Annotated in this window: 24 protein-coding genes; 16 read left to right on the top strand and 8 right to left on the bottom strand. The window is 64.3% G+C overall.

Annotated elements, in window-relative coordinates; genetic code table 11:
• On the top strand, nt 1–3,402 hold the full coding sequence (locus ACR0LD_RS14555; protein ID WP_480637605.1) for an efflux RND transporter permease subunit: 3,402 nt from the start codon (nt 1–3) through the stop codon (nt 3,400–3,402).
• Here the strand turns inward: ACR0LD_RS14555 and ACR0LD_RS14550 are convergent.
• Complete coding sequence (locus tag ACR0LD_RS14550; RefSeq protein WP_170367592.1) at nt 3,369–3,800, bottom strand: NUDIX hydrolase; 432 nt, start codon at nt 3,798–3,800, stop codon at nt 3,369–3,371. The two genes, ACR0LD_RS14555 and ACR0LD_RS14550, sit on opposite strands and share 34 nt — an antisense overlap.
• A gap of 4 nt (nt 3,801–3,804) precedes the next feature.
• A complete protein-coding gene (locus ACR0LD_RS14545; RefSeq protein ID WP_480637604.1) occupies nt 3,805–4,617 on the bottom strand; it encodes a protein-disulfide reductase DsbD domain-containing protein in 813 nt (270 codons plus the stop codon).
• 141 nt (nt 4,618–4,758) lie between these two features.
• On the opposite strand from ACR0LD_RS14545, the gene ACR0LD_RS14540 reads away from it, so the two are divergent.
• Nucleotides 4,759–5,313: a YqgE/AlgH family protein gene (locus tag ACR0LD_RS14540; protein ID WP_093963536.1), complete on the top strand. Its 555-nt coding sequence runs from the start codon at nt 4,759–4,761 to the stop codon at nt 5,311–5,313.
• On the opposite strand, the gene ACR0LD_RS14535 is transcribed toward ACR0LD_RS14540, so the two are convergent.
• Complete coding sequence (locus ACR0LD_RS14535; protein WP_170360045.1) at nt 5,314–6,264, bottom strand: L-threonylcarbamoyladenylate synthase; 951 nt, start codon at nt 6,262–6,264, stop codon at nt 5,314–5,316.
• Between the two features lie 135 nt (nt 6,265–6,399).
• Between ACR0LD_RS14535 and ACR0LD_RS14530 the strand changes: the two genes are divergently transcribed.
• The 7 genes from ACR0LD_RS14530 to ACR0LD_RS14500 all read left to right on the top strand — a co-directional run bounded on the left by ACR0LD_RS14530 (nt 6,400) and on the right by ACR0LD_RS14500 (nt 12,931).
• Nucleotides 6,400–8,103, top strand: a complete 1,704-nt coding sequence (locus ACR0LD_RS14530) for an acyl-CoA dehydrogenase (protein WP_480637850.1) — start codon at nt 6,400–6,402, stop codon at nt 8,101–8,103.
• On the top strand, nt 8,103–9,149 hold the full coding sequence (locus tag ACR0LD_RS14525; protein WP_170452200.1) for an MBL fold metallo-hydrolase: 1,047 nt from the start codon (nt 8,103–8,105) through the stop codon (nt 9,147–9,149). Before ACR0LD_RS14530 ends, ACR0LD_RS14525 begins: the two co-directional genes overlap by 1 nt.
• A gap of 4 nt (nt 9,150–9,153) precedes the next feature.
• Complete coding sequence (locus ACR0LD_RS14520) at nt 9,154–9,606, top strand: DUF6173 family protein (RefSeq protein ID WP_170342276.1); 453 nt, start codon at nt 9,154–9,156, stop codon at nt 9,604–9,606.
• Between the two features lie 64 nt (nt 9,607–9,670).
• The gene (locus tag ACR0LD_RS14515; RefSeq protein WP_480637601.1) at nt 9,671–11,509 is read left to right on the top strand and encodes a glycerophosphodiester phosphodiesterase family protein; all 1,839 of its coding nucleotides are present in this window, start codon (nt 9,671–9,673) and stop codon (nt 11,507–11,509) included.
• Nucleotides 11,496–12,056, top strand: a complete 561-nt coding sequence (locus ACR0LD_RS14510; protein ID WP_480637599.1) for a hypothetical protein — start codon at nt 11,496–11,498, stop codon at nt 12,054–12,056. The genes ACR0LD_RS14515 and ACR0LD_RS14510 overlap by 14 nt, the downstream gene beginning before the upstream one ends.
• Before the next feature lie 91 nt (nt 12,057–12,147).
• A complete protein-coding gene (locus ACR0LD_RS14505; protein WP_093963530.1) occupies nt 12,148–12,282 on the top strand; it encodes an aa3-type cytochrome c oxidase subunit IV in 135 nt (44 codons plus the stop codon).
• A gap of 16 nt (nt 12,283–12,298) precedes the next feature.
• Nucleotides 12,299–12,931: a hypothetical protein gene (locus ACR0LD_RS14500; protein WP_093963529.1), complete on the top strand. Its 633-nt coding sequence runs from the start codon at nt 12,299–12,301 to the stop codon at nt 12,929–12,931.
• Here ACR0LD_RS14500 and ACR0LD_RS14495 read toward each other — a convergent pair.
• Both ACR0LD_RS14495 and ACR0LD_RS14490 read right to left on the bottom strand, forming a co-directional pair.
• On the bottom strand, nt 12,920–13,252 hold the full coding sequence (locus ACR0LD_RS14495) for an AzlD domain-containing protein (protein ID WP_170360054.1): 333 nt from the start codon (nt 13,250–13,252) through the stop codon (nt 12,920–12,922). The two genes, ACR0LD_RS14500 and ACR0LD_RS14495, sit on opposite strands and share 12 nt — an antisense overlap.
• Nucleotides 13,249–13,965 carry an AzlC family ABC transporter permease gene (locus ACR0LD_RS14490; RefSeq protein ID WP_170342980.1) on the bottom strand — a complete coding sequence of 239 codons (717 nt, stop codon included), beginning with the start codon at nt 13,963–13,965 and terminating at the stop codon, nt 13,249–13,251. The genes ACR0LD_RS14495 and ACR0LD_RS14490 overlap by 4 nt, the downstream gene beginning before the upstream one ends.
• Here ACR0LD_RS14490 and ACR0LD_RS14485 point away from each other — a divergent pair.
• From ACR0LD_RS14485 to ACR0LD_RS14465, 5 genes are read left to right on the top strand one after another with little or no spacing between them, the layout of a single operon-like run.
• A complete protein-coding gene (locus ACR0LD_RS14485; RefSeq protein WP_480637596.1) occupies nt 13,964–14,908 on the top strand; it encodes a formate dehydrogenase accessory sulfurtransferase FdhD in 945 nt (314 codons plus the stop codon). The genes ACR0LD_RS14490 and ACR0LD_RS14485 overlap by 2 nt on opposite strands.
• Entirely contained in the window at nt 14,898–15,554 is a 657-nt protein-coding gene (gene mobA, locus ACR0LD_RS14480; RefSeq protein ID WP_480637594.1) for a molybdenum cofactor guanylyltransferase MobA, read from the top strand. Before ACR0LD_RS14485 ends, mobA begins: the two co-directional genes overlap by 11 nt.
• Nucleotides 15,551–16,060: a molybdopterin-guanine dinucleotide biosynthesis protein B gene (mobB, locus tag ACR0LD_RS14475; RefSeq protein ID WP_480637592.1), complete on the top strand. Its 510-nt coding sequence runs from the start codon at nt 15,551–15,553 to the stop codon at nt 16,058–16,060. Before mobA ends, mobB begins: the two co-directional genes overlap by 4 nt.
• 20 nt (nt 16,061–16,080) lie before the next feature.
• Nucleotides 16,081–17,340 (top strand): molybdopterin-binding protein, encoded by a 1,260-nt coding sequence (locus tag ACR0LD_RS14470; protein WP_480637590.1) that lies wholly within the window; start codon nt 16,081–16,083, stop codon nt 17,338–17,340.
• Complete coding sequence (locus tag ACR0LD_RS14465) at nt 17,337–17,933, top strand: GNAT family N-acetyltransferase (protein WP_480637589.1); 597 nt, start codon at nt 17,337–17,339, stop codon at nt 17,931–17,933. The genes ACR0LD_RS14470 and ACR0LD_RS14465 overlap by 4 nt, the downstream gene beginning before the upstream one ends.
• Here ACR0LD_RS14465 and ACR0LD_RS14460 read toward each other — a convergent pair.
• From ACR0LD_RS14460 to ACR0LD_RS14450, 3 genes are all read right to left on the bottom strand, one after another.
• Nucleotides 17,930–18,922 carry a hypothetical protein gene (locus tag ACR0LD_RS14460; RefSeq protein WP_480637587.1) on the bottom strand — a complete coding sequence of 331 codons (993 nt, stop codon included), beginning with the start codon at nt 18,920–18,922 and terminating at the stop codon, nt 17,930–17,932. The genes ACR0LD_RS14465 and ACR0LD_RS14460 overlap by 4 nt on opposite strands.
• A 12-nt stretch (nt 18,923–18,934) precedes the next feature.
• On the bottom strand, nt 18,935–19,405 hold the full coding sequence (greA, locus tag ACR0LD_RS14455) for a transcription elongation factor GreA (RefSeq protein WP_005978981.1): 471 nt from the start codon (nt 19,403–19,405) through the stop codon (nt 18,935–18,937).
• A 238-nt stretch (nt 19,406–19,643) separates the two neighbouring features.
• Entirely contained in the window at nt 19,644–20,024 is a 381-nt protein-coding gene (locus ACR0LD_RS14450) for a VOC family protein (RefSeq protein ID WP_170526097.1), read from the bottom strand.
• A gap of 89 nt (nt 20,025–20,113) precedes the next feature.
• Here ACR0LD_RS14450 and soxR point away from each other — a divergent pair, with 89 nt between their 5' ends.
• Together soxR and ACR0LD_RS14440 are read left to right on the top strand one after the other, a co-directional pair.
• Nucleotides 20,114–20,569 carry a redox-sensitive transcriptional activator SoxR gene (soxR, locus tag ACR0LD_RS14445; RefSeq protein ID WP_480637584.1) on the top strand — a complete coding sequence of 152 codons (456 nt, stop codon included), beginning with the start codon at nt 20,114–20,116 and terminating at the stop codon, nt 20,567–20,569.
• Between the two features lie 136 nt (nt 20,570–20,705).
• Nucleotides 20,706–22,352, top strand: coding sequence for an electron transfer flavoprotein-ubiquinone oxidoreductase (locus tag ACR0LD_RS14440; protein ID WP_480637582.1), 1,647 nt, complete (start codon nt 20,706–20,708; stop codon nt 22,350–22,352).

Raw genomic sequence — 22,352 nt, 5'->3', positions numbered from 1 at the left:
ATGATGCGCGAGATCCCGGGCGCGGCCAGCGGCATCCTCAGCTATTTCACGCGTCACCGGACCATTGCCAACCTTCTGCTGGTGATCATGCTGGTCCTCGGCGCGGCTTCGGCGCCGAACATGCGGGCGCAGTTCTTTCCGGACGTGATCCTGGAACGGGTCAATGTCAACGTCGAATGGGATGGTGCGGGGCCCGAGGATGTGGACAACGGGATTGTCCAGATCCTTGAACCTGCATTGCTGGCGGTCGAAGGCGTTGCCAGCACCGAGTCGACCTCTCGCGAAGGATCGGCCCGCATCGCGCTGGAATTTGAACCCAACTGGGACATGAGCCGCGCCGTCGAAGAAGTGCGCACTGCGGTCGACAGCGTGACCAACCTGCCTGAGGACGCCGAAGAACCGTCCATCCGGCGGGCCGCGTGGCGAGACCGGGTGACGGATGTTGTCCTCACCGGCCCGATCGAGACCGGGCAGCTGGCCAAATTCACGGATGAGTTGATCAATCGGCTGTTCGCTGCCGGTGTCACGCGGACCACGATCCGCGGCCTTGCGGCCCCACGCATCGTGGTCGAAGTTCCCACCGCGCAGTTGATCGCCAACGACATCACCCTGTCCGAGATCGCCTCGGCGGTCGCGGCCGAGGTCACGGCCAATCCGGCCGGGGACGTGACCGGCGCAAACGCCCGGATCCGCACCGGTGTCGAAAAGCGCACCCCGGAGGAGATCGAGCGCATCGCTTTGCGCACCTATCCGGACGGGTCCAAGCTGGTGGTCGGCGATGTCGCGCAGATCCGGGTCGAGGGCGTTACCCGCAATCGCAGCTATTTCGTGGGCGAAAATCCGGCCATGTCCGTCCGGGTGGACCGGTCGAACCTGGGGGACGCGATCGACATTCAGCACACGGTCGAGGATGTGGTTGCCGAGATGCAGGCGAGCCTGCCGGATGGTATCTCGGTCGAGCTGATCCGTACCCGGGCGCAGGCCATCACCGACCGGTTGGACATTCTGATCGACAACGGGCTGGTCGGGCTGGGCTTGGTGGTGTGCCTGCTGTTCCTATTCTTGAATGCACGCATCGCTTTTTGGGTCGCAGCCGGTATTCCGGTGGCCATGTCGGCGGCCATCGCCTTCATGTATATCGGCGGGCTGTCGATCAACATGGTCTCGTTGTTCGGCCTTATAATCACGCTGGGTATCGTGGTGGATGATGCGATCGTGGTGGGGGAACACGCCGATTTCCGGGCCCGCCGTTTGGGCGAGCCACCGGTCGTTGCCGCCGAGCGCGCCGCCCGGCGCATGGCGATGCCGGTTTTTGCGGCCACGGTCACGACCGTGATCGCCTTTTTCGGTCTGACCGCCATTGGCGGACGGTTCGGAGAGCTGATCCGGGACATTCCCTTTACGGTGATCGCTGTACTGATCGCCTCGTTGATCGAGTGTTTTCTGATCCTGCCGAACCACATGGCGCATGCCATCGCACATTCGGCCAAGGAACACTGGTATGACTGGCCCAACCGGGTTGTGAACAGGGGTTTTCGCTGGGTGCGCGACACTCTTTTCCGACCTTTGGTGGCGTGGGCAATCTGGGCGCGATACGTGATCGTGGCCCTGATGATCGCCATTCTGGCCAGCCAGATAGCGCTGTTCATCAAGGGCGACGTCAATTGGCGGTTTTTCAACGCGCCCGAGCGGGGCTCGGTCACCGGCAATTTCATCATGGCCGAAGGCGCTACCCGCGCCGACACGATCGAAATGATGCACATTCTGCAGCGCGCCACCGAAGAGCTGGGCCAGATCTACGAAGAACGCCACGGTCGCAACCCGATCGACTATGTTCTGGCCGAGATCGGGGGCAGCGCCGGCTATGGTCTGTCCGCCGCCGATGGCAAGGATGGCGATTTGCTGGGCGGTATCTCGATCGAGCTGATCGATGCCGACCTGCGACCTTATTCCAGCTTTGAATTCGTGGGCGAGCTGCAGGAATTCGTTCCGCGCCATCCCAAGGTCGAATTGCTGACGTTCCGCGGCTGGCGCTCGGGTCCGGGTGGTGATGCCATCGACGTGCAGCTTTTCGGCGCGGACGTGAACACACTGAAATCCGCGTCCGAGGCCCTGCAGGCGGAACTGTCGAAATACCCCGAGGTTTCAGCGCTGGAAGACAATCTGGCCTATGACAAGGAAGAATACATTCTGGATCTGACGGCACAGGGTGAGGCGTTGGGTTTCCGCATCGAGACATTGGGCAGGGTTCTGCGTCACCGTTTGAACGGGATCGAGGCGGCGACATTCCCCGACGGTCCCCGCAGCGCCGAGATCCGGGTCGAACTGCCCGAAAGCGAGCTGACCGCAGATTTCCTGGAACGCACGTTGATGCGGTCACCGGACGGGGTCTATGTCCCGCTGGCTGACATCGTCTCGGTCAAGCGCGAGTCGGGGTTCTCGACGGTGCGCCGGGAAAATGGCCTGCGGGTGATCGCAGTGAACGGGGACATATCCGAGGATGACCCGGCCCAGGCCGCGGAAATCACCCGCGCCATGCGCGAGGAAATCCTGCCTGATATCGCCGCCGAGTATCAGGTCGAGTGGCGCATGGCCGGTCTGAGCGAACAGGAGGACGAGTTCCTGACCGAGGCGCGTACCGGTCTGATCCTGTGCCTGACCGGAATCTATCTTGTTCTGGCGTGGATCTTCGCCAGTTGGACAAGGCCGCTTGTGGTGATGGCGATCATTCCCTTTGGACTGGTCGGCACCATCTGGGGGCATTACATCTGGGGCGTTCCGCTAAGCATGTTCACGGTCGTCGGCCTGTTGGGCATGACCGGTATCATCATCAATGACTCGATCGTTTTGATAACGACCATTGATGGGTATCAGCAGGATCGCGGGCTGGTGCCCTCGATCATAGAAGGAACCGCTGACCGGTTGCGTCCCGTGATGCTGACCACGCTGACGACGGTGATGGGGCTGGCCCCGTTGCTGTACGAAGGGTCGCAGCAGGCGCAATTCCTCAAACCCACGGTGATCACACTGGTCTACGGGCTCGGGTTCGGCATGGTGCTAGTGCTGCTCCTGGTTCCCGCGTTGCTGGCGATCCTGAGTGATATTTCTCGCCCGATGACGGCCATGCGCCGCGCCTTGCGGGCGCCGGACAAGGTGGTCCGGGTCGCGGCCGCGGGGACGGGCGGTGCGATGATCCTCTGGCTGCTGGTCACCATGGTCTGGCCGGTTCTGGCCGGCGCGCCGCTGGGTGTGCTGTCCGGGCTGTACGGCGGCGAGGACGGTCTGGCGTTGCTGAGAATGGGGCTGGGAGCGTTCGCGGCCGGTGCGGTTGCCATTCTGGTCGTCAGCCTGATCGTGTCCGGGGCGCTTTATGTCAGGCTTTCATCCCGGGCCAGTGCCTGAGACAGAAGGTCGGGCACCCGGGCGCTCATGGCAAGGTCGCGGTCCAGCACCTGCCGGATTGGGAACCAACGCGCATCCTGCGCATCATCCGCTGCGACCGGAGTGCCGGATCCGAAGCGGCAGGACACGCCGACCAGCAAATAGTGGGCGGTGATCTGTCCGGCCGAATCCCGGACCAGCAGATCAAGGTTGCCCAGATATGCCTGCGGGGTTGCTTCGATACCGGTTTCTTCCATCAACTCGCGCGCGGCGGCCTGCAAGACGGTTTCGCCCCACTCCACATGGCCGCCCGGAAATCCCCAGAGACCGGCATCGGGGGCCTTGCTGCGTTGCACCAGCAGGACATGGCCCTGATCTACGACAACCGCCAGTGCGCCGATCCGGGGAACCTGCTGCATCCGCTCAGCCCGCGCTGCAGCCCAGAATGTCGACCGCGTGTTTGGTCCCCAGAACCGTGATCCGCACGGCGGACCGGTCCAGCGCAAAGGGCTGACCGTCTGGGCTGATCACCTCGGACGTGGCGGTCAGCCGGTTGCCTTGCCGCTTGGTTTCAGTCTGCGAGGCCCACAGGGCCGGGTTCCCCGGTTCGATCACCGCAAATTCGGCACCACCGGCCGAGGGCATGTCGATCTGTACCTGAACCTGCAAACCGTCCGCGGTCGGGCTCAGGCGACAGGCCGCGCCGGTAACGCCAGCCTCGCGTGCAGAGAAGGGCCTTTGCGCAAGCGCAGCCGCGATCGCCGGATTTCTTGCTGCGCCGGCGTCCAGTTCGTGGTCAAATTTCAGCGATGCGGGAATGCAGACATCATTGCACACTCCCAGATCGACCTCGCCGCGCAACCGTACCGGTTTGGATGCGTCCTTGGGGGTAATCCGAACCGGCAACACCAGCTGGGTTTCATAGCCGATGGACTTCAGGCCGTTCTGGTCAAAGACATGCGGCGTGGGCCAGGTGATCGCAACCGCGCCGACATTGCCGGAGCGGCGCCAGTCGAATTCAGGCGGAATGCCGGCGTCACCGGGGGCCCGCCAATAGGTCTTCCATCCGGGTTCCAGATCCAACCGGATCGCGGTGAGATAGGTTCCATCCTCGGATTGGCCGCCATCGATCACGTCCAGCCGGACGATCGAGTCGATCGATTGCCCCTGCGCAGGTGCGGCCAGGGCCAGACAAGCTGAAACAACGGTCAGGACGGGTTTGAACAGCGATCTCATGATCCATACATGCGACTTGCGGGCAGGTTTGCCAAGTCACGTTCTGGTCACCGGCAGAAATCGCGGGATTTCAGGCGTGATCCCTTGCCAATCCGGCTTCCGCAAGGTCATTGTAAGGGAATAAGCCGCACGAGTTTTTTGATGGATCTGACTGGAAAACTGTTGATTGCGATGCCCGGCATGGGCGATCCGCGCTTTGATCATTCAGTGGTGTATCTGTGCAGCCACGGCGATGACGGCGCGATGGGTCTGATCGTGAACAAACCGTCGGATTTGCGGATCAAGACGCTGCTTGAACAGTTGAACATCGCGTGCCGCATCCCGGTTGTCGGAGAACGCCTTGTGCATTTTGGTGGTCCCGTCGAATTGTCCCGGGGGTTTGTGCTGCACAGCGCGGACTACGACGCAAATCTGCATTCGCTGCACGTGGCCGGCGATTTCAGCATGACGGCGACGCTGGACGTGCTCGAAGATATCGCTTCTGGCAAGGGGCCGCTGAACTCGATGCTGATGCTGGGCTATTCGGGATGGGGGCCGGGGCAGCTGGAAGATGAGATCGCGGCCAATGGCTGGTTGACGACCGATGCCACATCGAAACTGGTTTTTGACGTTGCCGACGACGAAAAGTGGGAGGCCGCCTTGGCTACGCTGGGTGTCGATCCGCTGACGCTGTCGGCCAGCGCCGGTCGGGCCTGATCAGGAATTGCGCGGCGCCGCGGCCCGGCGCAGGCGGTCGTTGATGGCCGCCCCCACGCCCTCGGAAGGGATCGGGCTGACGGCAATCGGCCGCCCCGTACCGTCCAGTTCGTGCAGATACGCAAACAGGTTTGCCGCCGCTTCGATCAGGTCACCCCTGGCAGACAGGTTGCGGTCGCAATCGACATTGCCAAATCCCAGCAGCAGTTCGTCCCCGCGCCGCTCGGTGGCGTTCAGCCGCACCGGTGCATCCGGAGCATAATGTGACAGCAACTGCCCCGGAGCGGTCAGCAGATCTCCGGGCTTGTGGCGGGTCAGGCGCGTGCCCAGAACCGTTTCGATCTGTTCCAGTGCCACACCGCCGGGCCGCAGCAAAGCGGGGGTGCCGGCCAAGCCCACGATGGTCGATTCCAACCCGACTGAACAGGGTCCGTCATCCAGTACGGCGGCGATCCGACCGTCCAGACCTGCGCGCACATGCGCCGCAGTGGTCGGGCTGATCCGACCGGAGGGGTTTGCCGATGGGGCAGCGACGGGTCCGTCAACTGCGCTCAGCAATGCGCGCGCGGTTGGGTGGGCTGGCACCCGCACGGCCAGCGTCTCCAGCCCTGCCGTCACCAGCGAGGACACGCCATGCCCTGCGCGCAGCGGCAGCACCAGCGTCAGCGGACCGGGCCAGAACGCAGCTGCCAGTTTTTCGGCATTGTCCGACCACTCGACATAGCGTTTGGCGGCCTCGACCGAGGCGACATGCGCGATAAGCGGGTTGAAACTGGGTCGCCCTTTGGCGGCGTAGATCGCGGCGACGGCTTCGCCGTTGCGGGCGTCGCCGCCCAGCCCGTAGACGGTCTCGGTCGGGAAGGCGACCAACAGTCCCTGACGCAGCAGGTCGGCCGCGGCTGCAATCCCGGCGGGATCAGCATCCAGATATTGCGTGCTGTTGGGGATCATGGGTGGTGACGCGGCGTTTTGGTTGCTTGCAACAGGGGGACGGATAGGTAATCGAACAAGCTTAGATGAATACCGGCGCGGGCCATGGATTCCAAGCCCGCCATTGCGACCGACACACGATTTCCGGGGGAAACCATGCCATATCGCGCTCCTGTCACTGATTACGAGTTCCTGATGGACAAGGTGGTGGGGTTCAAGGACGTCGCCGCGACCGAGAAATTCGCCGAGGCCACCCCGGACGTGGTCAGCGCCATCCTGACCGAGGCCGGCAAGATGTGCGAAGAGGTAATGGCCCCCCTGCAGCGCCCCGGCGATCTTGAGCCGGCGCGACTGGAAAACGGGGTTCTGCGGACCTCGCCCGGCTATGCCGATGGCTGGAAGGCGATCGCCGAGGGTGGCTGGATCGGCATGAGCGGTGACCCCGAATACGGCGGCATGGGCCTGCCCATGACCGTGACCACCGCCGTCAACGAGATGATGAGCGCCGCCTGTCTGTCGCTGCAGCTGGCCCCGTTGATGAGCCAGGGTCAGATCGAGGCGCTGGAACACCACGCCAGCGAAGAGCTCAAGGCGCTGTACCTGCCCAAACTGATGTCGGGCGAATGGTCGGGCACGATGAACCTGACCGAACCGCAGGCCGGGTCTGACGTCGGCGCGCTGACGTCCAAGGCCGAACCCAACGGCGATGGCACCTATGCGATCACCGGGCAGAAGATCTACATCTCGTGGGGCGACAATGATTTCTGCGAGAATGTCTGCCACCTGGTTCTGGCCCGTCTGCCCGATGGCGCGCCGGGGACCAAGGGGATTTCCCTGTTCCTGGTGCCCAAGTTCATCCCCGATGAAAACGGTAATCCGGGCGTGGCGAATGACCTGAAGGTGGTGTCGTTGGAACACAAGATGGGACTGCATGGCTCGCCCACCTGCGTGATGCAGTATGACGGCGCCAAGGGCTGGCTGGTGGGCCAGGAACACAAGGGCATGGCCGCCATGTTCACGATGATGAACAACGCGCGCCTCGGCGTCGGCGGGCAGGGCGTGGGCGCGGCCGAGGGCTCCTATCAGCACGCGTTGGCCTATGCTCTGGAACGCAAGCAGGGCAAGACGCCTTCGGGCACGATCATCGATCATGCCGATGTGCGCCGGATGCTGATGGACATGCGGGCCGACCTGTTCGCCGCCCGTGCGATCATGCTGGCCAATGCCGCGGCCATCGACATGGCCAAGGCCACCGACAACGCCGACTGGGCCGCGCGGGCGGCCCTGCTGACCCCGATCTGCAAGGCTTTCGGCACCCAGACCGGCATGCGCGTGGCCGAGACCGGCCTGCAGGTGCATGGCGGCATGGGGTATGTCGAGGAAACCGGCGCCGCGCAGTATTACCGCGATGTTCGCGTCACCGCGATCTACGAGGGGACCAACGGCATTCAGGCCATGGACCTTGTCGGCCGCAAGATGATGGACGGGGGCGAAGCCGCCGCCCGCCTGCTGGACGAGATCGAAGATCATGCCGAGCGCGCCCGCGCCACCGTGCCCGAGCTGGCCGGCCCGGTATGGGAGGCGACTGAATCCCTGCGCGAGGCGACCGAGTGGCAGGTGGCGCAAGAGGACATGAACAATCGCTTTGCCGGGGCCGTGGCCTATCTGAACGCCTTTGCCCGCGTGCTGGGTGCGCATTACCACCTGATCGCCGCTTTGGCCGATCCGGATGGTCCGCGCGCCAAGCTCGCGCGGTACTACATCACCGCGCGCCTGCCGGAATACGCGGGCCTGCTGGATCAGGCGCAGATCGGGGCCAAAGACCTGTTCGCGCTCAGCGCCGACGAACTGGCCGCGTGATGGACGGCGCGCGGCCTCCGGCGTTTCGCCATCCCTGGCCCGAGCCGCCCGCGCCCGGACAAGCCACCGAGATCGCCGAGGGCGTGCTTTGGATGCGCCTGCCGCTGCCGATGGCGCTGGACCACGTCAATGTCTACGCGCTGGATGACGGCGATGGCTGGACGGTGATCGACACCGGGATTTCATCGAAAAAGACGCGCGGCCTGTGGTCCGACCTGATGGCCGGGCCGCTTGCGGGCAAGCCGGTGACCCGGGTGGTGGTTACGCATCACCACCCCGACCACGTCGGAAATGCCGGGTGGTTCCAGTCGGAGCACGGCGCCGATCTGGTTTCGAGCCGTACCGCATGGCTGTTTGCGCGAATGCTGACGCTGGACGTGCAGGAGAGCTGGCCGGAAGAGACGCTGGAATTCTACCGCAGCGCCGGCATGGCCCCCGAGATCCTGGCCAAGCGCATGTCCGAGAGGCCCTTCAATTTTGCCGACACGGTCTATCCGATGCCTCTGGGCTTTGTCCGCATCAAGCAGGGCGACGTGATCCGCATGGGCGGGCGGGACTGGGACGTGCATATGGGCAATGGCCATGCCCCCGAACACGCCACGTTCTGGAGCCGCGACGACAACCTGGTGATCTCGGGCGACCAGATCCTCAGTTCGATCAGCCCGAACCTGGGCGTCTATGCCACCGAGCCGATGGCTGACCCGGTGTCCGACTGGCTGGAGGCCTGTGAGCGCCTGCAACAGCTGGCACGGCCCGATCAGGTGGTGTTGCCGGGCCACAAGCTGCCCTTCATCGGCCTGCCGATCCGCATGAAGCAACTGATCGAGAACCATCACGGCGCTCTTGCACGCCTGCTGGACGATCTGGACGCGCCCAAGGCGGCCTCGGATTGTTTCGTGACCCTGTTCAAACGTCCGATCCGCGACGGCGAATACGGTCTTGCGCTGGTCGAAGCGGTTGCGCATCTGAACCAACTTTATCACACTGGAGCCGTGACCCGGGCGCGCCGTGAGGACGGCGCATGGGTGTATCAGCGCAAAGGTTGAGACGATGCAGGACAAGATCGAAACCTCGGCCGAGGCCGCCGAAGCGGCGGCTCTGCCCCGGTGCTATGAGGTTCATGCTGACCCGGACAGCACGTCGGGCACCAAGGATCTGCCCGAACCCCTGCGCCAGCCGGTCGACAGCAAAAGCCCCGCCCAATGGGCGTATGAGCGGCTGATCCTGTACATCCAGAACTTCGAGCAGACCCTCGATGCCGATCACGAGGTCGCCATGGGCTTTACCGGCGGTGACGCCGGGGTGATGCGGATCGAGGGGATGGGATATTTTGACCCCGACGTGATCACCTTCTACGGCTCGGACGGTTCGGGCGCACGCACCCAGCTGGTGCAGCATGTCAGCCAGCTGAACGTCATGCTGCGCGCCCTGCCCAAAACGGTCGAGGACAAGCCCGCCAACCGGATCGGCTTTCGCCTGGCCGCCAAGCTTGAGGAAAGCTGAGCGTCACGCTTGCAATTCACATCTGCGCGGCCTTGAATGAATTCAGCATTCAAAGGGGGCCGGCGTGTCACATTTCTCAACCGTAACAGATGCCTATCGCGGGGCCTGGGTCCGACGCCGGACCTTTGTTCCCATCTATCTGGCGGTGCGTCTGCTGCTCATCGCGCTGATCGCACCCGGCGTGGCCTTCACCGTGAACCTGGCGGTGATGCTGTCCGATCAAACTGCGCTGACCGATCAGGACATCGCCATGTTCATCCTGTCGCCGGTTGGCTTCGTGGCGGCGGTGGTCATTCTGGGCCTGTTCCTGTTGGCCGAGGTGTTCGTCTTTTCGGTCATGGCCGGATCGCTCAGGATGGGCGAGAGCGACCCGTGGCGGGCCGGCGGGTCGGCGCTGCGATTGATCCTGTCGCGCCTGCCGACGCTGTTTTCCTTCGCGGTGCGCTTCATTCTGCGGGTGCTTGTTCTAGCGGTGCCTTTCGTGGCGGTCGCGGGCCTGATCGCGTGGTGGACGCTGACCGAATACGACATCAACTATTACCTGACCTTCCATCCGCCCGCCTTCCAGGTGGCCGTCGCGCTGATCGGGCTGGTGGTGCTGGCTTTGGCTTGGGTGCTGATCCGCCGCCTGTCGGCCTGGGCGCTCGCCCTGCATCTGGTGCTGTTCGAGGGAATTGCGCCCTCGGACGCCTTCGCCGAAAGCGCCCGGCGAATGGAGGGCAAACGCGGCCGGTTGAAGATCGAACTGGCACTGTGGCTGGCCGTACGTCTGGCGATTGCTGCGCTGATTGCCGCTGTGGCCAGCCTTTTGTTCCACCTTGTACCTCTCGAACAGGGTACGAACCTGCGGTTTGCCCTGACGCTCAGCCTGCTGGTGGCCGGGCTGTGGTCTCTGGCCGGATTGGTGCTGGCGGCTGTGGCGCTGGGCGCGCTGGCGGTTCTGCTGGATGGGTTTTTTGAACCTCGCGCGGCAGAGCTTCCCCATCCCGAAGCCGGAAATCTGCGCGCCCCGGTTCTGGTGACCGTTGCCGCGGCAATCGTGGCCCTGCTGGCCGGGATCTGGTTCAGCCAGGACGTCCTGGACCAGATATCGGCACCCGATCATGCCGACGTGATCGGCCACCGGGGCGCGGCGGCGCTGCGGCCGGAAAACACGATGGCTGCGGTGCTGAAGGCCATCGAAGACGGGGCCGACTGGGTCGAGATCGACGTACAAGAAAGCGCCGACGGCGAGGTGATCGTGGCCCATGACAGCGACTTCATGAAGCTGGGCGGGGTCAATCTGAAAGTCTGGGATGCCACGATGGAGGATGTGGCGCAGATCGATATCGGCAGCTGGTTCGACCCCGAATATGCCGATCAGCGCACTCCGACCCTGCGTGAGGTTCTGAAGGCAGCGAAGGGCAATTCCAAGGTCATCATCGAACTGAAATACTATGGCCATGATGTCGACCTTGAAAACCGCGTGGCCGCCATCGTCGAAGAATTCGGGATGGAGCAGGACATCGCCACGATGTCGCTCAAATACCCGGCGGTGCAGAAGATGAAAGCGTTGCGCCCGGACTGGCGCGCCGGCGTTCTGGCTGCCACGGCGGTGGGCGATCTGACCGGGCTGGAGGGCGATTTCGTCGCGGTGAATGCCGGGATGGTCACGCCCGGGCTGATCCGCTCGGTCCATGATGCAGGCAAGGATATCTATGTCTGGACGGTGAATGACCCGCTGCAGATGTCGTCGATGGCCTCGATGGGTGTCGACGGTCTGATCACCGACCGCCCCGCCATGGCGCGTGAAGTGCTGCGTGTCCGCGCGGAAATGGAACCGGGCGAGCGCTTGCTGCTGTGGCTGGCCACGACCTTCGGCCTGTCGGTCGATACCGAGGCGATGCGCGATGAAAGCCCCTAGCTTCGGTTTTTTGCTCGCCTGCCTTGCCGGTTCGGCTTCGGCGCAGGATCTGATGCGCGGCGTCGAGATGCCCGCGCATCGGGCTTTGATCGCGCAATCGGTTGGGCAACCATTGAGCGCGTTTGAAACCGATGGCTGCTCGGGGGGCATGTCGTCCAGCTGGCGGCTGGTGGCAGAGACCTTTCCCAGATTTCGCGCGGTTTACGAAAGCCACCCGCCGTGGGAATCCTGCTGCGTAACTCATGATCGCGCGTATCACACCGCCGGGGGCGCCACGTCCGCCGACGCCAGTTTCGACGCCCGGCTGGAGGCTGACCGCGCCCTGCGCGCCTGCGTCAAGGAATTCGGAGCCGTGCATGCGCAGGACTATGCCACGCAGTACGACATGACGCCCGAGCAGGTGACGTCGGCCATGTCGATCACCGCCGAGGCGATGTTCATGGCCGTCCGATTCGGAGGTGGCCCCTGCACCGGCCTGCCGTGGCGGTGGGGCTTCGGGTATCCCGGCTGCTCGGTTTTTGCCACCGATGAGGCTACGGGCGACTGAACTCGGGCATCTGCGCGCGATTGACGTCGTGACAGGCCGGAAAATATGATTTATCCAAACCGGCAAACACGCGAATTGGGAATCTTTCGAAATGGCTGAACACAAGCACGGCGAGATGGACATCACAGTCCAGACCAAAACCTTCAACGGGTTCATCAAATTCACCACCTACAGCGTCGTGGTGATCTGCTTCATTGCCCTGTTTCTTGCGATCTTTGGGGCATAAGCCGGACTGACGGGTCATGTTTCGCATCTTGATTGCCTGCCTGCTGGCAGTGACCGTCGCAGGCTGTGCCACGTCGCAGCGCCCTCAGGCCGACCAGTCCGAGATCGTTGCGCGATCCTACCGTGACCCGGGGCCCTCAACGCTGACCCTGTACACGATGATCAACACGCGTACGGGGTCTGGCGCGCATACCTCGCTGATGATCAGCGCCAGCGAGCGGGTAATTTTCGACCCCGCCGGGTCGTTCCGCGCCGACGTGGTGCCGATCAAGGATGACGTGCTGTATGGCATCACCCCCGCGGTCGAGCGTGCCTATCGCAGCTCGCACGCACGCGAAACGCATTATGCGCGCATCCAGACCATCCAGGTGACCCCCCAGCAGGCCGAGATCGCCTATCAGCTGGCCAAACAGTCCGGACCGGTTCCGGGCGCCTACTGCGCCAACTCGACGGCTCGGCTGCTGCAGCAGGTTCCCGGGTTCGAGCAGATCCAGACCACCTTCTACCCGGTCAAGTTGTCCGATCAGTTCGGGCAGATTCCGGGGGTCGTCACGACCGAATATCGTGAAAACGACAGCGCCGATCTGCAGGCGGGGCTGGCGGCCAACAACGCCGCGCTCAACCAGCTGGAAGCGGCTTCAACCAACTAGGTACAGCAGACCATACAGCGTGCCGGCCCCGGCAAAGATGGCGGCCAGCACGTTCTTGGTGATCAACCCGACGCTCAGGGCAACCACGGCCGAGGCCATGCGCGGCAGGTCCGGCTGGCCCTCGGTGGCCGTGGGCCACATGACCAGAGGGGCAATCAGGGCCGGCAGGATGGCCACCGCCGTATAGCGTAGATGCCGCAGCAACCATGGCGGCAACGGACGGTCTCCGACAAAGCCGATGAACACGAAGCGCAGGGCATAGCTGCCGAGCGCCAGCCCGACGATGATCGTCCAGACCGTTGTCTGATCGGGGGTGGTCATAACGCTACCTTTCTGCGTTCCAGCATCACTTCGGCCTGCGCACCGGCCATCATGCCCGCGCAGCCCGCGATCAGCAGGCCAAGATTGTAGGGGATTGCCACGCATAGCAGCGACACGACGATGGCGACCAGAGCCGCGACCACATGGGCCGGAGTGCGCATCATCGGGCCGATCATGGCCAGAAAGGTGATCGGCAGCGCGAAATCCAGTGCCCAGCTATCCGGGATCTGCGTTCCCAGGTAGGCGCCAATAAAGGTTGCCAGTACCCACATGGGCACCAGCGGCGAAACCGACCCCATGAAATAGGTCATGCGCTGCGGAACCGACATGTCCGGTTCCTTTTCGAACTGGACGATCGAGCAGGCATAGGATTGGTCGACCGTAAGATAGGCGGCAAAGGCCCGTTGCCACAGGGGCGCCGCGCCCAGATAAGGCGTCAAAGACGCTGAATACATGGCCATCCGCAGGTTCACGGCCAGTGCCGAAACCAGAATGATGGCCGTGGGTGTGCCGTCCTGCAGCAGCTGCAGCGATGCAAACTGCGCGGCGCCGGCAAATACGGCTGCGGTGAACACCATGGTCTGCAGAATGCTCAGGCCCGCCTCAGTCGCGAAGACGCCGAACAGGGTGCCGAAGGGCACCGCCACGAAGATGAACGGGGTCCCGTCGCGAAAACCCTGCCAATAGTATGACTTGGATGTGGAGGTTGCCATGGCTAGATCCTATGGTGGTCTGCGCAGCAGTAGCGGGTCAGTGAGAGGGTTGCAATTGGCCACCGAAACCGATCTGTCGGAATACATCATCGCCCCCGATCCCGGCGCGGCGCGGTTGACCCGCGCGGTCGAGGGGGTGGACCAGAACGGCGAGGTCAGCCGCATCTCGGTTGTCGAGGAGCGCCCGCTGACGATCTTCCTCAATTCGCAAGAGATCGTGACGGCCATGACTATCGGCGATTACCCGGAATATCTGGCGCTGGGCTTTTTGCGCAACCAGGGCATGTTGCGCCCCGATGACGAGATCACGCGGGTCGATTACGATGACGATCTGGAAACCGTCGTGGTGCGCACGACCCGCGAAACCTCGTACGAGGACAAGCTGAAGAAAAAGACCCGCACCAGCGGCTGCGCGGTGGGCACGGTGTTCGGCGACATGATGGAGGGGCTGGAGGGCGTGCGCCTGCCGCAGGTTCAGGTGCGCACCTCGTGGCTGTATGATGTGGCGGCCAAGATCAACCGCACGCCGTCGCTGTACCTGCAGGCCGGGGCGATCCACGGCACGGTTCTGTGCCGTGAGAGTCGCCCGCTGGTCTATATGGAGGACGTGGGCCGCCACAACGCGGTGGACAAGATCGCGGGCTGGATGTTGTCCGAAGGCGAGGCGTCCGGCGACAAGATCCTGTACACCACCGGGCGGCTGACCTCGGAAATGGTGATCAAGACGGCGATGATGGGCATCCCGGTTCTGGCTTCGCGGTCCGGCTTTACCGCGTGGGGCGTCGAAATCGCGCGCGAGGTCGGCCTGACCCTGATCGGCCGGATGCGTGGCCAACGTTTCGTCTGCCTGTCGGGCGAAGACCGGCTGCTGCGCGACGCGGACCCGGCCACCGTCCCGGTCGAGGACAGGAAGCATCGAAGGAAAAGCGCCGATGGAAGTTGAAGCATCACGCCCCCTCGGCGTCATACTGGCCGGAGGTCTGGCCACGCGGATGGGCGGCGGAGACAAAGGGTTGCTGCAACTGGGGGGGCAAAGCCTGTTGGCGCATGTGATCGACCGGTTGGCGCCGCAGGTGGCCGGGCTGGCGCTGAACGCCAATGGCGACCCTGCGCGCTTTGCCGATCTTGGCCTGCCGGTCCTGCCGGACAGCATCACGGGTTACGCCGGGCCGTTAGCGGGCGTTCTGGCCGGGTTGGATTGGGCGGCGGGGCAGGGCGCTGATTGCATCGTCACCGCTGCCGCCGACACGCCGTTCTTTCCGCGCGATCTGGTCGAGCGGCTGACGCGGGCGGCGCAGGGGCAGGCTCATCCGCTGGCTCTGGCCACCACGCCGCGCACCGGTGACGCGGCGCTGAAATCGGGCGGTGGCCGCCGGGTGAACCGGCACCCGACCTTCGGCCTGTGGCCCGTCGCTCTGCGCGACGATCTGCGCGCGGCCCTGACGGACGGGTTGCGCAAGGTGGTCCTGTGGACCGACCGCCATGACGGGCGCGAGGCGCTGTTTCCGGCCGACCCGTTCGATCCGTTCTTCAACGTCAACACGCCCGAAGATCTGATCCGGGCGCAGCACCTGTTGGAGCAGGCATGAAGGTCTACGGCGTTACCGGCTGGAAGAATGCGGGCAAGACCGGATTGATGGAGCGGCTGGTGGCCGAGATCACCGGGCGCGGGTTCAGTGTCTCGACCGTCAAACACGCTCACCACGCGGTTGACGTGGACCAGCCGGGCACCGACAGCCACCGCCACCGAACCGCCGGGGCGTCCGAGGTTCTGCTGGCATCCAGCCGCCGCATCGCCGTGATGCAAGAGCTGCGCGGCGCGCCCGAGCCGCCGTTGGACGATCTTCTGGCGCGTCTGTCCCCGGTCGATCTGGTGCTGGTCGAGGGATACAAGCGCGCGCGCCACCCCAAGGTCGAGGCTTTTCGCGCCCAGCCTGGAAACCCGCTGATCGCCGCCGACGATCCGACGATCCGCGCGGTGGCCAGCGACACGCCGCTGGATCTGGACCGTCCGGTTTTCGATCTGAACGACACGCCTGCCATTGCCGATTTCATCCTGGCCGAGGTCGGCTTGGGGCCGCGGCCCAGCCCCTGACCATGCCCGAGGACCGGACCATGCCAAAGATTGCGCCTCCACCGCTGAAAAACGACTGTTTCGCCCTGCCGCCGGGGGTCGAATGGACCCCGGTCGATGACGCGCTGGCCCTGCTGCGCGACCGGTTGCACCCGGTTGCCGGCGTCGAGACCCTGCCCGTTGGTCAAGCCTGCGGGCGCGTTCTGGCGCAGGAAGTGATCGCGCAACGGTCGAATCCGCCGCTGCCCAACACGGCAGTGGACGGGTACGGTTTTGCCGGTGGTCGGCCCGAGGGTCCGCATGTTCTGCCGCTGGCCGAGGGACGCGCGGCGGCGGGCGTGCCGTTTGCGGGGGCCGTGCCGGAGGGGCAGGCGCTGCGCGTTCTGACCGGCGCGCCGCTGCCCGAGGGGGTGGATACCGTCATTCTGGAAGAGGACGTGACCGTGCAGGACGGTCACATCGCCTTCAACGGGCCTTTGAAGGCCGGTGCCAACACGCGCAAGGCCGGCGAAGACGTGCAGGCCGGGGCCTTGGCTCTGTCTGGCGGGCGACGCCTGACGCCTGCCGATCTGGCGCTGCTGTCGGCGGTGGGCGTGGCCGAGGTCCCGGTCCGCACGCCCTTGCGCGTGGGGGTTCTGTCTACCGGCGATGAATTGCGTGATCCGGGTCAGGCCGCGGGGCCGAGCCAGATCTATGATGCGAACCGCCCGATGCTGTTGGCGATGCTGCAACGGATGGGTTTTGTGGCGGTCGATCTGGGCCGCGTGGGCGACGACCGGGCCGCGCTGCGGGACCGGTTGGACCAAGCTGCGCAACAGACCGACGCGATCCTGACCAGCGGCGGCGCTTCGGCGGGGGACGAGGATCATGTCTCGGCCCTGCTGCGCGCGGCGGGGGCCTTGCAAGAATGGCGCATCGCGCTGAAGCCGGGCCGCCCGCTGGCGCTGGGCCTGTGGCAGGGCACGCCGGTGTTCGGCCTGCCGGGCAACCCGGTTGCGGCGATGGTCTGCACGCTGATCTTTGCCCGGCCCGCGCTGGGCCTGATGGCGGGCGCGGGGTGGCGGCAACCGCAGGGCTTTGACCTGCCCGCCGGGTTCGCCAAGCGCAAGAAACCGGGCCGCCACGAATACCTGCGCGCCCGGGTCCGCGAAGGCCGGGTCGAGGTGTTTCATTCGGAAGGGTCGGGTCGCATCAGCGGGCTCAGCTGGGCCGAAGGGCTGGTCGAGCTGCCGGACGGCGCGCAAGACATCCAGCCCGGAGACCCTGTGCGTTTCATACCCTATGGCAGTTTCGGCCTGTGACGGTTTCGGTCTCGCGCGGGTTTTCCCCTGATGAGCGCGCGCGGGCGGCCGCGCTGTTCTGGCAGGCGTTCTCGGGAAAACTGTCGCGCGTGATGGGTCCGGACGCGCGCGGGTTGGCCTTTTTTGAACGGGTGCTGAACCCCGATTTCGCCCTGGTGGCGCGGGATGCGGATGGGCGGATGCTGGGGCTGGCCGGGTACAAGACCCGCGACGGCGGGCTGACGCAGGGCGGGCTGGCGGATCTGGCCCGGGTCTATGGCTGGTTCGGCGCCCTGTGGCGGGGCCTTGTCCTGAGCGTTCTGGAGCGCGACCTGAAGCCGGGCGTGTTCCAGATGGATGGCATATGCGTGGCGACCGAGGCGCGCGGGCAAGGTGTCGGGACCCTGCTGCTGCGGGCGATCAAGGACGAGGCCCGGAGGTTGGGCATGCACGAGGTGCAACTGGACGTGATCGACACCAACTCGCGCGCGCGGACCCTGTACGAGCGCGAAGGGTTTCAGGCGATCGGGCAGGACTATACCGGCCCGTTCAAGCATCTTTTCGGATTCAGTTCGGCCACGAAAATGCGGTGGGTCGTGCCCAACGGTGGCTAGTCGAACGTTCCGGCCACTCGGCCCAGCAGCATGAAGGCGCGCGCCGTGCGCGTGTCGCCCAAGGCGGTCAGGTCGGCGTCGCTGGCCACAGGCTCGAACTCGACGATCATGGTGTCGAACCGGCGCAGGAAGTGATGCACCGCATCGCGAAAGATCGGGTCCTGTTTCATCCGTGCCGAGGTCAGCGCCAGGCACGACCGGTCGCGGATGCCGCCCAAAGCGGCGACCGCACGCCCGCGTTCGCCCTTGGCGAACTGCCGCCAGACCTCGGGGCGGGCCATGTCGGGGCGCAGGTCGTCCATGTAGATGCCTTCCTGGCTGAGCAGGGTCAGCACATCCTCGGCGGCCTGCACCAGTTGCGCGGTCTTGCGATCCTTCATCGCGCGGCGCAGGGCGTTGAAGCCTTCGGTATCCTCGGCGGTTTCGGGAAAGTTCAGCGCGCGGATGAAAACGTCGGTGGGCAGAGTAGTCGTGATCTCTTCGGCCGGAGTGCCCAGTTCCAACGAGGTCTGGCCCGAGGGTGCCGCAGGTCTTGCCAGCGGCGCAAGATCCCGCCGCTTGCTGGAGAACGTGGCCAGCGTGCTTTGGGTGTGCCGGGCGGCCGCGGCGATTTCATCCAGTTTCCGGGCCACCGCGGGTTCGTAGGTGCTGGCCGACCGCTGTTGCTGCGATACATAGGCCTGCCGGATCGCGTCGATCGCGGTCTGCAGCCGGGCGCTTTCTTCGCGCATGATGCGGCTGGCGCGCATGGCCAGCGCCGCGACCCAGATCATCGCGACCGGCATGAACACCGCCAGCAGCATCACGATGAAACTGCCGGCCTGCGTCTGCTCGGGCAGCACAAGAAAGGCTACGGCCACCACCAGCCAGATCAGGCTGAGGGCCGCGGCCGCAATCTCGATCCCGGTGACGCTGGGGCGGCCCGGACGGTCATAGATGCCCAGCCAGGTGGGGCGTTTGCTGTCCGGATCAGGGTCTTGGCCCGACATGGCGCGCTCCGATCAGGCGTAGTGGATGCTCAGCACTTCGTACGAGCGCACGCCGCCGGGGGTGCGCACCTCGACGCTGTCGCCTTCTTCCTTGCCGATCAGGGCGCGGGCGATGGGCGATTTGATGTTCAGCAGGCCCTTTTCGATATTGGCCTCATGCTCGCCCACGATCTGCCAGGTCTTCTCCTCGTCGGTGTCCTCGTCCACCAGGGTGACCTTGGCGCCGAACTTGATCGCGCCCGACAGTTTGGTCGGGTCGATCACCTCGGCCAGCGACAGAACGCCTTCCAGTTCCTTGATGCGGCCTTCGATGAAGCCCTGCTTTTCGCGGGCCGAGTGGTATTCGGCGTTTTCCTTCAGGTCGCCCAGTTCGCGCGCCGAGGCGATGGCCTCGATGATGGCGGGGCGTTCAACGGACTTGAGTTGCTTGAGCTCTGCCTCGAGCGCGGCAAAGCCCGCGGGCGTCATGGGGATCTTTTCCATATCTTCTTTTTTCCACGCACAAATTGAGTCGCCCCGCCGCATGAGACCAGCGTCGGGGCGAAAGATGGGTTGGCAATTACCTGACCCAAATATGGCGTGAAATGCAAGAGGCCAAGGGGTTTGGCCCCTGCAATCCGCAACTTAACGCCGTCGGGGCGGTGGGGGTTTCCGATTGTGCCGATGCCCCAGCAGATCACCGCGTTTCCAGCGATGCGCCTCGGCGCCGAACCAGAGCATCTCAATCATATTGAACGACCTCGAATTCGATTCCGTTGTCATCGTCGAAATAGAACCGGCGGCCGGGCTCATAGTCGGCGTGGTTGTGCGGCTCGAAGCCCGCGGCGCGGACCTTGGCCTCGGCCGCGTCGATGTCCTCGACCAGCACGCCCACATGGTTCAGTCCGCCGACGATGTCATAGCTGCTTTCGCCCGACGGTTTCGGGTCGGCCGGGGCGTAAAGCGCCAGATAGGTATGCGCGCTGCCCACATGCACGGTATAGCCGCCCGCGATGGCCGGGCCTTCCCAGCGGGTTTTCCATCCGAATACGTCCTGCATCCAGGCGGCAGTTGCCTGCGGGTTGCGGACGGTGAAGTTCGTGTGTTCCAGCGTCGCCATCATGGGGTCTCCTTTTCATGTTCAGGCTTGTTTCGACTCACCGTAATTCCTAAACCTAACTTTAGCTCAAGAGATTTTTTCGGGAGGAGATCATGCCCGCATCCGAAGGCCTTTCCATCGGCGCGCTGGCGCGCCGCACGGGGTTGGCGGTGTCCGCCATCCGCTATTACGAGGCGCAGGGGTTGATTTCCCCCTGGCGCAATCCGGGCGGTCAGCGGCGATATCAGCGCGCCGACATCCGTCGGTTGAGTTTCGTGATGATCGCCCAGCAGTTCGGTCTGACCCTGCCCGAAATCCGCGAGGTTCTGGCCGGGCTGCCCGACAACCGCACGCCCACGCCGGCGGATTGGAAAAAGATCAGCGTCAGCCTGCGCGCGCATCTGGACCAGCGAATCGATACTCTGCTGCGTCTGCGCGACAATCTGGACGGCTGCATCGGGTGCGGTTGCCTGAGCCTGCCGAAATGCGCGCTCTACAACCCCGACGATCGGGCCAAGGCCCATGGTAGCGGTCCCAGGTACCTGATGGGTGACGCGCCCGAGGGCTGATCTGCCGCATTGCAGCAATGTTACGCCGTGTTTTGATTGACCAAGGTCTTTTCCAGCAGGTAATCAGCCGGGAAACAAAATTTCGCCGAGCCCGCGCCCCAGGCGCCAATTCGGATAGTTAGCGGAGGAGCCCACGATGGCCGAAATTGAACGCGAAGCGATGGAATACGACGTGGTGATCGTGGGCGCAGGCCCGGCGGGCCTGTCGGCGGCCATTCGTCTGAAACAGCTGGACGCCGACCTGAACGTGGTTGTGCTGGAAAAGGGCTCGGAAGTGGGCGCGCATATCCTGTCGGGCGCGGTGCTGGACCCGTGCGGTCTGGATGCGCTGATCCCCGACTGGAAGGAAAAGGGCGCGCCGCTGAACGTGCCGGTGCGCGAAGACAACTTCTATATGCTGGGCGAGGCCGGCAAGCTGCGCATCCCAAACTGGCCGATGCCGCCGCTGATGAACAACCATGGCAACTACATCGTCTCGATGGGCAATGTCTGCCGCTGGATGGCCGAACAGGCCGAGGAACTGGGCGTCGAGATCTTCCCGGGTATGGCTTGTTCCGAACTGGTCTATGGCGACAATGGCGAGGTCAAGGGTGTCGTGGCAGGTGTCTTCGGGCTGGAACCCGACGGGTCCTATGGCCCCAACACCGAGCCGGGGATGGAACTGCACGGCAAGTACGTCTTCCTGTCGGAAGGGGTGCGCGGGTCGCTGTCCAAGGAAGTGATCACGAAATACGACCTGTCCGCCGGGAAAGAGCCGCAGAAATACGGCATCGGCATGAAAGAGATCTGGGAGATCGACCCCGCCAAGCACAAGGAAGGCAGCGTCACCCACACGATGGGCTGGCCGCTGGGCGGAAACGCCGGGGGCGGGTCGTTCATCTATCACCTGGAAAACAACCAGGTCTATGTGGGATTCGTGGTGCACCTGAACTACAAGAACCCGCACCTGTTCCCCTACATGGAATTCCAGCGGTTCAAGCACCACCCGGTGGTGGCCGACCTGCTGAAAGGCGGCAAGCGCGTGGCCTATGGCGCCCGCGCGATCACCGAGGGCGGATATCAGTCGATGCCGAAGCTGGTGGCGCCGGGCGTGGCGCTGCTGGGCTGTTCGGCGGGCATGGTCAACGTGCCGCGCATCAAGGGCAACCACAACGCGATGCTGTCGGGCAAGGCAGCGGCCGAGGCCGCGTTTGAGGCCCTCAAGGCCGACCGGTCTGGCGACGAGCTGTACGCCTATGAAGACGAGGTGCGCAACGGTACGATCGGCCGCGACCTCAAGAAGGTTCGCAACGTCAAGCCGCTGTGGTCGAAATACGGCCTGACCGCTTCGCTGGTGCTGGGTGGCATGGACATGTGGACCAACACGCTGGGCTTCTCGCTGCTGGGGACGCTGGGCCATGGCAAGAACGACGCCGAGGCGACCGAGGATGCCAGCAAGCACCCCCCCATCGACTATCCGAAGCCCGATGGCACGCTGTCTTTCGATCGTCTGACCAACGTGGCTTTTTCGTTCACCAACCACGAAGAAAGCCAACCCTGTCACCTGAAGCTGACCGACCCCGAGATTCCGGTGAAGGTCAACCTGCCCAAGTTTGACGAACCGGCGCAGCGGTATTGCCCGGCGGGCGTGTACGAAGTGGTGAAGGACGAGGCCGAGCCGCGATTCGTGATCAACTTCCAGAACTGCGTCCACTGCAAGACCTGTGACATCAAGGATCCCAGCCAGAACATCACGTGGACCACGCCGCAGGGTGGGGACGGACCGAACTACCCCAACATGTAG

The sequence above is a fragment of the Ruegeria sp. BF8 genome, from assembly GCF_056538625.1.
Note: the sequence above shows the minus strand (reverse complement) of the source record. Positions and strands in the feature narration are given on the sequence as shown.